We start from the raw sequence: 12672 nt of genomic DNA on the forward strand, positions 1-12672 counted from the left end.
CGGCGCCTCAACGCAGGCGGAGCTTCTTCACCCGATAGGCGATCTGATTGCGGCTCATGCCGATCAGCCGACCCGCCTCGACCTGGTTGCCGCCGCATTGGTCGAGCGCGCTGCGCACCATATGGTCGATCACCTCTTCGTGGGAGAGGCCGCTTTCGAGCAGCGTGGCGCCGATCGGCGGCCGCTGCGGCCGCTTGGCCGTCTCGATGATGAAGTCGGCGAGCGGATCGTGCGACATGCCGTCCTCTGGCTGGAGCGCGTCGCCCGACATCATCAAGTGATGGACGCCGATCATCTCGCCGTCCGATGCGAGGATGACGCCGCGTTCGATGGTGTTCTCCATCTCGCGGATGTTGCCCGGCCAGTGATAGTCGTGGAACAGGCGGATGACGCGATCGTCGAAGCTGATGTCGCGCTTGTGATGGCGCGCGGTGAACTTGCGCAGGAAGAAATTGGCGAGCAGCGGGATGTCCGCGCGCCGGTCGCGCAGAGGCGGGATCCAGATCGGGAAGGTGTTGAGGCGGTAGAAGAGGTCGGCGCGGAAGCGGCCGGCCTCGACGTCGGCGCGCATCTTCGCATTGGTCGCCGCGATCAGCCGCACGTCGCACTTGATCGACCGAGTTCCGCCGACCCGCTCATATTCGCCTTCCTGCAGTACGCGCAGCAGCTTGCCCTGCGCGGCGAGCGATAGCGTGCCGATCTCGTCGAGGAACAACGAGCCGCCGTCGGCGCGTTCGAAGCGGCCGGCGCGGGCGGCGTCGGCGCCGGTGTAGGCGCCCTTCTCGACCCCGAACAATTCCGCCTCGATCAGCGTGTCGGGAATGGCGGCGCAGTTGACCGCGACCAGGTCGCGATCGGCGCGGCGGCTGCGGCGGTGCAGCTCGCGGGCGAACACCTCCTTGCCGACCCCGCTTTCGCCGAGGAACAGCACCGGCGCCTCCGACCGGGCGACCTTGTCGACGAGGTGGAGCGTGACGTTGAAGCCGGGCGAGGCGCCGACCATCGGCCGCGCACCGGCCGGCCTGTCGTCGCGATCGGGCGCGCCGACCGCGATCGCCGTCGTCGGTTTGCGGCGGGCGGCCGGGCGGTCGGGGTAGCCCTCGGCGCGAAACCAGCGCAGCTCGCCGTCGGGATCGTCCCAGTCCTCGGCCGGCTTGCCGACCAGGAAGCAATGCTTGTGCCCCATCGCGACGCAGCTCAGCTCGCGGAAGATGATCGGCCGGCCGAAGAAGGCGGAGGAATAGCCCGAGGCATAGCCGACCTGCTGCCAGCCGCCGGGATGCGGACCGATTCCTATCTCCTTGAGATGGGCGTGGCATTCGGCCGAATTGTGCCATTCATATTCGCTGTAGAAATAGCCGGTCTTGCGGTCCGCCTCGAAGATCTTCGGCACGACCTTGACCGACCCTTTCAGCGAATGGAGCTGGGGCCCGACGGTGAAGCCTTCGAACAAGGTGCCGTCCTTGCGCAGTTCGAGCGCCAGCGTCGCATCGCCCGATCCGATGCTGTAGCCGATCCGCGACATCACCCCGCGCGCCCGGTCATAGCCGAGCGCCGAGATCAGTTCGCGCCGCATGATCGCCAGGCCGGCATTGTCGGTCAGCACCATGCGTTGTCCGTTGAGGAAGATTTCCGCCCGGTCGGGATCGAAATGAAAGGTTTCGAGCAGGTCGGCAAGCGACGGATCGCTGGCCTGCCGGAAGCGGTCGGCCAGCGACGGCCGGTCCGGGGCCTGGTTGTTCGCGGCGCGCATCGCCCTCTCCCTCGCTGCTTCTGAATTTTCCGCTTCTATCGTGCGCAGAGTGCTGATTTTTCCGCGATATACAAGGCCCTCGACGGCCGCCGCGCCGGCCTCCGTTCTTAAAATGGCGGATTTGCGTGGGACGGTCGGGTTGGCACGCTTTCTGCTTTTACGGTCGGCAAAACCAAGGAGGGGAAAATATGCCGTACCGTCAGCTTCTCATCGTCTCCAGCTCGCTGCTTGCGCTGGTGCCGGCAACGGCCTGGGCGCAGGCCGCCGAAACCACGTCCGAAGCGGTGGGGGGCATCGAGGAGATCGTCGTCACCGCGCAGAAGCGCGCCCAGAACGTGCAGGACGTGCCGATCGCGATATCGGCCTTCACCGCCAATGCGCTGAAGGAGCGCGCGGTGGCCGATGTCGCCAGCCTCTCCAACATCGCGCCGAACGTGACGCTCGACGCCGGCACGCCCTTCTCGGGATCGAGCTCGGTGCTGTCGGCCTATATCCGCGGCATCGGCCAGAACGACTTCGCGGCGAACCTCGATCCGGGCGTCGGCGTCTATCTGGACGGCATCTACCTCGCGCGCACGGTCGGCGCCAATCTCGACCTGCCCGACGTCGAGCGGATCGAGGTGCTGAAGGGGCCGCAGGGGACGCTGTTCGGTCGCAACACGATCGGCGGCGCGATCTCGGTCGTCACCCGCGATCCGGGCCGCGAATTCTCGTTCCGCGGCGACATCACCACCGGCCGCTTCAACCGGCTCGACATCAACGCCAGCGTCGACCTGCCGATCACCGACGCGATCGGGCTGTCGCTGACCGGATCGTCGCGCAAGCGCGACGGCTATCTGAAGCGCATCCCCTTCCCGAACGCCGGCAATTTCGCGGTCGATTCCAATGCGGCATTCCGCTCGAACGGCTATGACAGCGCGTCGAAGGAGGGCGGGCAGAGCGAATGGTCGCTGCGCGGCAAGCTCAAATGGGAGGCATCCGAGCGGCTGACCGTCCGCATCTCGGGTGACTATCTCCGCCAGGACCAGCAGGGCACCGCCAACAAGCTGCTCGCGACCACCGAGGACCAGCCCTATGTCTTCGCGCCGACCGCCGATCGCGCGCTCGTCATCCCCGGGCTCGGCGCGACCGCGCTCTATGACGGGGCCTCGGGGCTCGCGCCCAACGGTTTCAACTTCGCCGGCCTCTATAATTTCTGCATCGGATCGACGCCGGGGGAGATCGCGGCGCGCAACGCCACCGCTCTCTGCGGCGCGCGCGGCACCCCGCTCAATCCGGGGCAGGTGATCGGCGGCCTCGCCGGCGTCAACGTCGATGCCGATCCGTCGAACGACCGGCTGCCCTTCGACGGCCGCTATCTGCTTGCCGACAAGGACAAGAGCTATGCGACCGGGCTGAACTTCTCGCGGATGCGGGTCTGGGGGCTGTCGATGACGCTCGACTATGAGCTGTCCGACGCGATGAGCATCAAGTCGATCACCGGCTATCGCCGGCTGCGCTGGGAGACCGGGCTCGACGCCGACGGCGCGCCGGTGCGGGCGCTCGAATTCTCCTTCTCACTGCGCAACTGGCAGTTCAGCCAGGAACTCCAGCTCACCGGTCACGCCTTCGACGAGAAGCTGAAATATGTCGTCGGCGGCTATTACTTCAAGGAACGCAGCTTCCTCAGCGACTATGTGACCTTCGATCAGGGGCTGTTGCAGATCTACGGCCCGAACCTGCTCCACACCAAGAACTACGCCTTCTTCGGGCAGATCGACTATGAGCTGTCGCCGCTGATCTCCTTCACGCTCGGCGGCCGCTACACGAAGGAGAGCAAGGACTTCAACGGCGGCCAGAGCGACCTGAACGGCTTCAACTACAAGCTGTTCAATTGCCCGGTCTATGGCGACCCCTGCACCACGGCGCTGGGCTTCCCGTCACCTTCCGAGCCGCTGCGCTATTATGTGCCGCAGACCCAGTATCGCAAGTTCAACAATTTCGCGCCGAAGCTGGGCGTGCAGCTCCATCCGACCGACGACGTGATGGTCTACGGCTCCTGGTCGCGCGGCTACAAGACCGGCGGCTGGACGACGCGTCTGTCCAACCCGCTGCCCACCGCCGCCAGCTTCTCGCCCGAAAAGGCGGAGAGCTTCGAGCTGGGCGTGAAGTCGGAATTCTTCGCGCGGCGGCTGCAGCTCAACGCGGCGGTGTTCACCACCAAATATGACGGCATCCAGCTCAACTTCCAGCAGGGCGTCTCGCCGACCATCCAGAATGCCGGCGACGCGCGGATCAAGGGCTTCGAGGTCGAGCTGGTCGCCGCTCCCGCCGCCGGTCTGACGATCAACGCCTCAGTCGGCTACAGCGACGCCTATTACACCAGCGTGCTGCCGCAGGCGCAGGTCGCGCCCAACCCGTTGCAGGCGGGTGTCTTTCCCGGTGCGCCGCTGCCCAAGACGCCGAAGTGGAAGTTCAACGTCAGCCCGCGCTACGAATATCTGCTGCCCAACGACGGCGCGCTGATCGCGCTGGTCGACTATACCCGCACCAGCAAGGTGTGGAACGACAGCGAGCGCGCCTATGCGCTGCTGCGGCCGTCGACCGACCAGCTCAACGCCAGCCTGTCCTACCGCGCGCCGGGCAACCGCTGGACCTTCACCGTCGGCGGCGTGAACCTGACCAACGACCGCTATCTGGTCAGCGGCGGCAACCAGACCGCGGCAGGCCTGCTGTTCGGCACCTACAACCGGCCGACCGAATGGTACGCCCGGGTCGGCGTCAAGTTCTGAGCCGGGAGGGGCGGCGATGTTCGTCAGGAACGCCTGGTATTGCGCCGGCTGGGACGAGGCCGTCGGGATCGGCGCCAATGATCTGGTGGTGCGCCAGATCGCGGGGCGCTCGATCCTCCTCTACCGGACCGGCGAGGGGCGGCTGGTGGCGATGGAGGACCGTTGTCCTCACCGCTCCGCGCCGCTGTCGCTCGGCCGCAAGGAGGGGGATGCGATTCGTTGCATGTACCATGGCATGCTGTTCGGCCCCGACGGCGCCTGCCGCCAGGTGCCGGGCATGGATCGCATCCCCGAGGGCGCGGTCGCGGCGACGCTGCCGGTGGTCGAGAAGGACAACTGGATCTGGGTGTGGCTGGGCGACCCGGCCCGCGCTGATCCCGAACTGATCTGTTTCGCGATCGGCCCGTCCGATCCCGACTGGGTGCTCAGGACGTCGCATCTCCGGGTCGACACCGGCTATCGCGAGGAGATCGCCAACCTCGCCGATCTCAGCCATGTCTCCTGGGTCCATGGGCTGACCTTCGCGGGCAGCGACGACTGGGGCTATATCAAGCCCCGCCACCGGCTGAACCCACGCGGCATCGAGACGCGCTATTGCGTGCGCGGCGTGCCGGCGCCCGCCTTCGCGCGGCACCTCTTCGCCGACGATGCCCGGTTCGACATCAACGTCCACGTCCGGATGACGGTGCCGTGCAACTTCATCCTGAGCTTCGCCGTGCACGAGGCGGAGGCGGGCGGCGCGCCCAACGAGCCGTCGCGCGGCAAGCTGCTGCTCGACACCTTCTCCAGCCAGGCGGTCACCCCGCGCGACGCCGGGTCGGTCGATTATTATTTCTCCTGGGGGACGAGCCGCGAGACCAATTTCCCCGGCATTGTCGACCTGATGCACCGGACCAACATGGACGCGTTCCTGGAGGACAAGCGCATCCTGGAGGGGCAGCGCGCCCGGCTGCTGCAATATCCCGGCGCGCCGCAGGTCGACATCGTCCACGACGCCGGGCCAGGACGGATGCTCTGGGTGCTCGACCAGCTCCTCGCCGAGGAAGCCGCGGAGGCGGGTGCGGCGTGAGCGGCGACTGGATCAGCGTCCGGCTCGCCGACAAGCGGCTGGTGGCCGAAGACGTCGCCGCGCTGCTGCTCGAGCCGGCCGACGGGACGGCGCTGCCGCCCTTCGCCGCCGGTGCGCATGTCGATGTCGAGCTGCCGGGCGGGCTGGTGCGCCAATATTCGCTGTGCAACGCACCGGGCGATCCCGGCCGCTACGAACTCGGCGTCCTGCTCGACCGGCAGGGGCGGGGCGGGTCGCGCGCCGTCCATGAGCAACTGGCGGTCGGGCAGGCGATCCGCATCGGCCGCCCGCGCAATCTGTTCCCGCTCGTCCCCGCCGAGCATAGCGTGCTGCTGGCGGGCGGGATCGGAATCACCCCGATCCTCGCCATGGCCGAGCAACTCGCCGCCGACGGCGCCGGTTTCGAGCTGCACTATTTCGTCCGCTCTCCCGAGCGGGCGGCGTTCGTCGACCGCCTCGCCGCGCCGCGCTTCGGCGATCGCTGCCGGCTCCATGTCGGCGACCGCATTCCGCCGAGCTTCGACGCCCCCGCGCTGTTCGACGCGCCGCGCGCGGGCCATCATCTCTACGTCTGCGGCCCGAACGCCTTCATGGATGCGGTGCTCGACGGCGCCCGAGCCGGCGGCTGGCCCGACGACCGCCTCCATTCGGAACGCTTCGCGGCGGCGGCGCTGCCGGCCGGCGACGACCGCCCGTTCGAGATCGAGGTGGAAGGCAGCGGCGCGATCGTCGCGGTCGCCCCCGGGCAGAGCGCGGCGGAGGCGCTCGCCGCCGCTGGCATCTGCATCCCGCTGTCCTGCGAGCAGGGCATCTGCGGCACCTGTCTCACAACCGTCGTCGGCGGCGTCCCCGACCATCGCGACTCCTACCTGTCCGATGCGGAACGCGCCGCCAACGACTGCTTCACACCCTGTTGTTCGCGCGCGGCCACGCCGCGCCTCGTCATTCAGCTCTAGGATCGGGAGAAGAAGGGCCATGGGCTCCACGTTCGAATGTCTCAAGCGGGCCTGGTACGTCGCCGCCATGTCGTCCGAGGTCGGGGGCGAGGGGCTGTTCCACCGCCGCATCCTCGGCACCTCGGTGATGATCTACCGACTGGCCGACGGGACGCCGGTGGCGCTGCATGACCGCTGCCCCCACCGCTTCGCGCCGCTGCACCTGGGCGAACGCGTCGGCGACGAGGTCGCCTGCCGCTACCATGCGCTGCGCTTCGACGCCGGGGGCCGCTGCACCCATAATCCGCACGGCAACGGCCGCATCCCCGATGCCGCGCGGGTCCGCCGCTTCCCGCTGCTCGAACGTTTCGGCTTCCTGTGGATCTGGATGGACGAGTCGGATCCCGATCCCGCGCTGCTGCCCGATTTCTCGCCGCTCGAGGAGGGGCACCCCAACGCCGTCGCGCAGACCTACATGCACATGGACGTCAACTATGAGCTGATCATCGATAACGTCATGGACCTCAGCCATATCGACCACGTCCATGGCGAGATCATCACCACCCGGGGGCAATTGTCGCCGGTCGTCCCCAAGGTGCGCGAGCGGGACACGCATATCTCGGCCCGCTGGGAATGGTCGCAGACGCCGGCGATGATGATCTTCGCCCCCTTCCTGCCGCGTCCCGAGGACGAAGCGCGCCACTATTTCGACATCAGCTGGACGGCGCCCGCCAACATCCAGCTATCGGTGGGAGCGGTGCAGGACAGCGACGATTTCGGCGAGGCGACCAGCCAGTACGACCTCCACACCTGCACGCCGGAGGACGCGTTCAAGACCCATTATTTCTTCGCGACCCGCCGCAACCACATCGTCGACGACGCCGACTATAACCGAAAGAAGATCGAGGCGATGCACGCGGCGTTCGAGACCGAGGACGGCCCGATCATCACCGCCGTGCAGGAGGAGATGGGCGAGGCGGAGTTCTTCTCGCTCGACCCGGTGCTGATGTCGAACGACGTGGCACCGGTGAAGGTGCGCCGCCGTCTGCGCAAGATGATCGTCGAGGAGCAGGCGGCGAAGGCGGCGGCCTCCTGAGTCTTCCGGCGGCCGACAGCGGCGGTCAGGGCTGGTCGATCAGGTCGCGCAAGCGATCGACCCGTGCCAGCATCCGCCGCAACATCGCGATCAGCTCGCTTCTCTCCGCATCGGTGAAGTCGGCGAGCAGGATCGCGTCGCGCTCCATCGAGACCAGCACGGCCTCGTCCTGCAGGCGCGCGCCCTCCGCGGTCAGCGACCACAGCTTGTAGGCCGGATTGCGCCGGTCGGGCCGGCTGACGACGAGGCCGCGTGCCTCCATGCCGCGCAGCGCCCGGCTGACCGCACCGCCGTCCAGCCCCATCACCTCGCAAATCCGCGAGGGTGGAATATCCGGTTCGGCCGCGAGCATGACGAGCAGCCGGAATTCGAGGATGCCCAGCCCGAAGCGGCTGCGATAGGTCGCCGATCCGCTCGCGGTCAGCCGGTTCGACAGGAAGTTGAGCAGCACGCCCACCGAATTCTGCAGATCGAGCGTGCGGGTGGTGCGGGGGGCCATTCTGGTGTCGCGTCCTTTCTCGCCGGGAGATTCACGGTCTTTAACGGTTATCATTGACGCCGTCATTTTGACATGTCAAAGTCATAGCCATGGAACGGGAGGATGTCATGGCCGGTCACGCCGAACGATCACCCTATGCGATCTACGACTCCGATCCGCCGCCCGGGGTCCCGGTGCTCGACGTCGATCCCTTCTCGGTCGATTTCTTCGCCGATCCCTATCCGGTGCACGAGCAGCTCCGCGAGGCCGGGCCGTTCGTGTGGCTGTCGCGCTACAATATCGGTGCGGTCGCCCGGTACGAGCATGTCCGCGACGCGCTGACCGATTGGAAGACCTTCTCGTCGGCGCGCGGCGTGGGGATGGAGGATTTCGTCCGCCACGGCCGCTTCCGCCTGCCGAGCCTGATCCTCGAGGCCGACCCGCCGCAGCATAGCCGCTCGCGCGGGGTGCTGAGTCGGGTGCTGTCGCCGCCGGTGCTCAAGGGCCTGCGCGACCGGTTCGAGGTCGAGGCCGAGGCGATGGTCGAGGACGTGGTGTGGCGCAAGCGCTTCGACGGCATCGCCGACCTGGCCGAGGTCTTTCCGCTGCGCGTCTTCCCCGATGCGATCGGCATGGGCCGCGAGGGACGCGAGAAGCTGCTGCCCCATGCCGATCTGCTGTTCAACTCCTTCGGGCCCCGTAACGAGCTGTTCCAGGCGGCGAAGGAGAAGGTCAGCTTCGACTGGATCGAGGCGCAGGGCCAGCGCGGCAATCTCGCGCCCGGCGGGCTCGGCATGATGATCCACGACGCGGCCGACCGGGGCGAGATCAGCGGCGACGAGGCGCCGATCCTGGTGCGTGCGCTGCTCCAGGCGGGACTCGACACGACGATCAACGCGCTCGGCGCGACGCTCTATTGCCTCGCGCGCTTCCCCTCGGAGTTCGACAGGCTGCGCGCCGACCATAAGCTCGCCAAGGCCGCGTTCGAGGAGGCGATCCGCTTCGAAGCCCCCGTGCAGACCTTCTTCCGCACCGCCACCTGCGCGACCACGCTGGGCGGCACGCCGCTCAACGAGGGCGACAAGGTGCTGATGTTCCTGGCCGCCGCCAATCGCGACCCGCGCCAGTGGGATCGGCCCGACGTCTACGACATCGGTCGCAAGACGATCGGCCATGTCGGCTTCGGCGCCGGCATCCATGCCTGTGTCGGGCAGCTCTTGGCGCGGATGGAGGGGGAGCTGGTGCTGACCGCGTTGGCGCGGCGGGTGAAACGCTTGCGCATCGCCGGCACGGTGGAGCGCCGCTACAACAATACCCTGCGCGGCCTGGCGAGCCTGCCGCTCGAAGTCGAGCTGGCGTGAGGGGCCGGTGGAGGATCCGAATGAAGCAACGCATAGCCTTTTTCGGAATCGGGCTGATGGGACGGCCGATGGCGGCGCGCCTCCTCGACGGCGGCCATGACCTCGCCCTTTGGAATCGGTCGGCCGACAAGCTCGCGCCGCTGGTCGCGGCGGGCGGGCGGGCCTGCGCGACCCCGGCCGAGGCGGCGGAAGGCGCGGCGGTCGTCTGCCTCTGCCTGACCGACGCCGGCGCGGTCGAGCAGGTGATGTTCGGCGACGGCGGAGCGGCGACGGCGTTGGCGCCCGGCGCTCTGATCGTCGACTTCTCGACGATCGGGCCGGAAGCGACGCGCGGCTTCGCGCGGCGCCTCGCCGAGGCCGGCCAAGCGCAATGGCTCGATTGCCCGGTGTCGGGCGGCGTGGCGGGGGCCGAGGCGGGGACGCTCGCGATCCTGGCGGGCGGCGACGCGGCGGCGATCGATCGGGTGCGGCCGCTGCTTGCGCTGCTCTCGGCGCGGGTCACGCGGATGGGGGGTGTCGGCGCGGGGCAGGCGGCGAAGCTGTGCAACCAGCTCATCGTCGCCACCAACATGCTGGCGATCGCCGAGGCGATGCACGTCGGCGAGGCGCTCGGCATCGATCTCGCCCAGCTTCCCGTCGCGTTCCAGGGCGGCTTCGCCGACTCGCGGCCGCTGCAGCTGTTCGGGCCGCGCATGGCGCCGCCGGCCGATCCAGGCCCGCCGGTCAGCGAGCTGCGGACCATGTACAAGGACATCAGGGCGATCCGCGCTGCGGCCAGCGCGGCGGCGGCGGGAACGCCGCTGCTCGCCAGCGTCGAGGCGATGTGGACCCGGCTGATCGACGCCGGCCATGGCAGTGAGGACGTGCCCGGCCTGATGCGCCTCTATCGACATCCGGCTGATTTGGGAGAGCAATGACATGGCGTTGAAGGACGGCAGGGGTGAGACGCTGCCCTCGCGGACGATCACTGACGGGCTCGATCGCGCGCCGCACCGCGCCTTCCTGCGGGCGATGGGGCATGACGACGTGGCGATCGGCCAGCCCTTCGCCGGCATCGTGTCGACCGGGGCGTCGGTGACGCCCTGCTCGATGTCGCTGGCGCCGCAGGCCGAGGCGGCGAAGGCCGGGCTGAAGGCGGCGGGGGTGACGCCGTTCGAATTCTCGACGATCACCGTCGCCGACAGCATGTCGATGAATCATGCCGGCATGCGCTTCAGCCTGGTCTCGCGGGAGATCATCGCCGACTCGATCGAGGCGGTGACGCGGGCGCACGGCTATGACGGGCTGATCGGCTTCGCCGCCTGCGACAAGACGCTGCCCGGCACGATGATGGGGATGATCCGGGTCAATCGCCCGTCGGTGTTCGTCTATGGCGGCGCGGCGCTGCCCGGCCGCTGGCAGGGGCGCGATATCGGCATCGTCGACGTCTATGAGGGGGTCGGTCGGGTCTATGCCGGCGAGATGGACGAGGCCGAGCTGGCGCGCCTGGAAAAGGCGGGAGTTCCGACCGTCGGCTCCTGCGCCGGGCAGTTCACCGCCAACACCATGGCCATGGTCGCCGAGACGCTGGGGCTGGCCTTGCCGCGCAGCGCGATGATGCCTGCGGTGGCGAGCGAGCGCCGCGCGCTGGCGGAGGAATCGGGCCGCGTCCTCGGCCGGCTGATCCGCGAGGGTGGGCCGCGCCCGCGCGACCTCGTCACCCGTCGCAGTCTCGAGAACGCCGCCGCCACCGTAGCGGCCACCGGCGGCTCGACCAACGCCGCGCTCCATCTGCCGGCGATAGCGCATGAGGCGGGGATAGCCTTCACCATGGAGGACATCGCGGCGATCTTCGACCGCACCCCGCTGCTCGCCGATCTCAAGCCCGGCGGCCGCTACTGGGCGCGCGACCTGCACGAGGTGGGCGGCGTGCCGACCGTGCTCCGCGCGATGCTGGAGGCCGGCGTGCTGCACGGCGACTGCCCGACCATCACCGGCCGGACGATCGGCGAGATCGCCGCCGCCGCACCCGCGCCGGACGGGGAGGTGGTGCGCCCGGCCGACCGGCCGATCGCGCCGACCGGCGGGGTGATCGTGCTGCGCGGCAGCCTGGCGCCCGACGGCGCGATGCTCAAGGTCGCCGGGCTCAAGCGTCTGTCGCACGAGGGCCCGGCGCGGGTGTTCGACGGCGAGGAGGCGGCGGTCGATGCGGTCCGCCGGCAAGCTTACGAACCGGGCGACGTCATCATCATCCGTGGTGAGGGGCCCAGGGGCGGTCCCGGTATGCGCGAGATGCTCGGCGTCACCGCGCTGATCTACGGCCAGGGCATGGGCGAGCAGGTCGCGCTGCTCACCGACGGCCGCTTCTCGGGCGCGACGCGGGGCATGTGCATCGGCCATGTCGGGCCCGAGGCCTCGGCCGGCGGTCCGCTCGCGCTGGTCCGGGACGGTGACCGCATCCGCATCGACGCACGCGACCGTGTCCTCGACCTGCTGGTCGACCCGGCCGAGCTGGAACGCCGCCGCGCGGCCTGGACGGCGCCCGACACGGCCGTCGCCTCGCCGACGCTGCGCAAATATGCGCGGCTGGTCGGGCCGGCGCATCTCGGCGCGGTCACGCACTGACCGCCGGGGTCAGCCTCCTGCGGCCGGGCGCATGTCGTCGGGCCAGGGAAGCGACCGGCCCTCGTCCAGGTCCATGCAGACCAGCGTGACGTTCCCCCGGAGGCGGACCTCGCCCGTGCAACGCACCTCGATCGACAATTTGAGCGAACTGCGGCCGATCGCCACGACCTCGAGTCGGAAGTCGAGCCGATCGCCGAGCCGGCTCGGCGCGGCGAAGTCGGTTTCGAGCCGGACGGTCGGCACGCCGAGGCGCCGCTGGGCGTGCATCTCGGCGAAACCGACGCCGACGACCTGTGCGAAATAATCCTCGACCGCCGCGTTGAGCATTTCGAAATAGCGCGGATAGAAGACGATGCCGGCGGCGTCGACATGTGCGAAGCGCACCTGTTGTCGGGAGACGAAGGTCAATCTTTCCTCCTCGTGACGCCTGCCCCTTTCGGCAGAGGGCCCCGCTTTCCAGTCGGAAGGCGGGGCCGATCCTGTCCCGAGGGGAGGGACGGCGAAAGGCTTAGAAGGCGGCGATGCCGGTGATGGCGCGGCCGAGGATCAGCGCGTGGACGTCATGCGCGCCCTCATAGGTGTTGACGGTCTCCAGGTTCATCATG

The 12672-nt window shown here is 68.7% G+C and carries 10 protein-coding genes; 7 read left to right on the plus strand and 3 right to left on the minus strand.

What is annotated here, in order from left to right:
• Positions 1 to 7: 7 nt before the first annotated feature.
• Positions 8 to 1753, minus strand: coding sequence for a sigma-54-dependent Fis family transcriptional regulator (locus B5X82_RS24810; protein WP_079651052.1), 1746 nt, complete (start codon positions 1751 to 1753; stop codon positions 8 to 10).
• 188 nt (positions 1754 to 1941) lie between these two features.
• On the opposite strand from B5X82_RS24810, the gene B5X82_RS24815 reads away from it, so the two are divergent.
• Genes B5X82_RS24815 through B5X82_RS24830 form a run of 4 tightly spaced genes read left to right on the plus strand, consistent with a single transcriptional unit; the run spans position 1942 to position 7624 of the window.
• Positions 1942 to 4524: a TonB-dependent receptor gene (locus B5X82_RS24815; RefSeq protein ID WP_079651053.1), complete on the plus strand. Its 2583-nt coding sequence runs from the start codon at positions 1942 to 1944 to the stop codon at positions 4522 to 4524.
• Between the two features lie 16 nt (positions 4525 to 4540).
• Positions 4541 to 5593: an aromatic ring-hydroxylating dioxygenase subunit alpha gene (locus B5X82_RS24820; RefSeq protein WP_079651054.1), complete on the plus strand. Its 1053-nt coding sequence runs from the start codon at positions 4541 to 4543 to the stop codon at positions 5591 to 5593.
• A complete protein-coding gene (locus tag B5X82_RS24825; protein WP_079651055.1) occupies positions 5590 to 6549 on the plus strand; it encodes a PDR/VanB family oxidoreductase in 960 nt (319 codons plus the stop codon). Before B5X82_RS24820 ends, B5X82_RS24825 begins: the two co-directional genes overlap by 4 nt.
• A gap of 19 nt (positions 6550 to 6568) precedes the next feature.
• The gene (locus B5X82_RS24830; RefSeq protein ID WP_079651056.1) at positions 6569 to 7624 is read left to right on the plus strand and encodes an aromatic ring-hydroxylating dioxygenase subunit alpha; all 1056 of its coding nucleotides are present in this window, start codon (positions 6569 to 6571) and stop codon (positions 7622 to 7624) included.
• 25 nt (positions 7625 to 7649) lie between these two features.
• Here the strand turns inward: B5X82_RS24830 and B5X82_RS24835 are convergent, their stop codons facing one another.
• Positions 7650 to 8123 carry a MarR family winged helix-turn-helix transcriptional regulator gene (locus B5X82_RS24835; protein WP_223811087.1) on the minus strand — a complete coding sequence of 158 codons (474 nt, stop codon included), beginning with the start codon at positions 8121 to 8123 and terminating at the stop codon, positions 7650 to 7652.
• 107 nt (positions 8124 to 8230) lie between these two features.
• Here B5X82_RS24835 and B5X82_RS24840 point away from each other — a divergent pair, with 107 nt between their 5' ends.
• From B5X82_RS24840 to ilvD, 3 genes are read left to right on the plus strand one after another with little or no spacing between them, the layout of a single operon-like run.
• Positions 8231 to 9463 carry a cytochrome P450 gene (locus B5X82_RS24840; protein ID WP_079651058.1) on the plus strand — a complete coding sequence of 411 codons (1233 nt, stop codon included), beginning with the start codon at positions 8231 to 8233 and terminating at the stop codon, positions 9461 to 9463.
• 20 nt (positions 9464 to 9483) lie between these two features.
• Positions 9484 to 10380 (plus strand): NAD(P)-dependent oxidoreductase, encoded by an 897-nt coding sequence (locus B5X82_RS24845; protein ID WP_079651059.1) that lies wholly within the window; start codon positions 9484 to 9486, stop codon positions 10378 to 10380.
• Between the two features lies 1 nt (position 10381).
• Positions 10382 to 12067, plus strand: coding sequence for a dihydroxy-acid dehydratase (gene ilvD, locus B5X82_RS24850; RefSeq protein ID WP_079651060.1), 1686 nt, complete (start codon positions 10382 to 10384; stop codon positions 12065 to 12067).
• 9 nt (positions 12068 to 12076) lie between these two features.
• Here the strand turns inward: ilvD and B5X82_RS24855 are convergent, their stop codons facing one another.
• A complete protein-coding gene (locus tag B5X82_RS24855; protein ID WP_079651061.1) occupies positions 12077 to 12475 on the minus strand; it encodes an acyl-CoA thioesterase in 399 nt (132 codons plus the stop codon).
• Between the last annotated feature and the right edge of the window lie 197 nt (positions 12476 to 12672).

It is taken from the genome of Rhizorhabdus histidinilytica, assembly GCF_900167915.1.
GTDB classification, from domain to species: domain Bacteria; phylum Pseudomonadota; class Alphaproteobacteria; order Sphingomonadales; family Sphingomonadaceae; genus Rhizorhabdus; species Rhizorhabdus histidinilytica.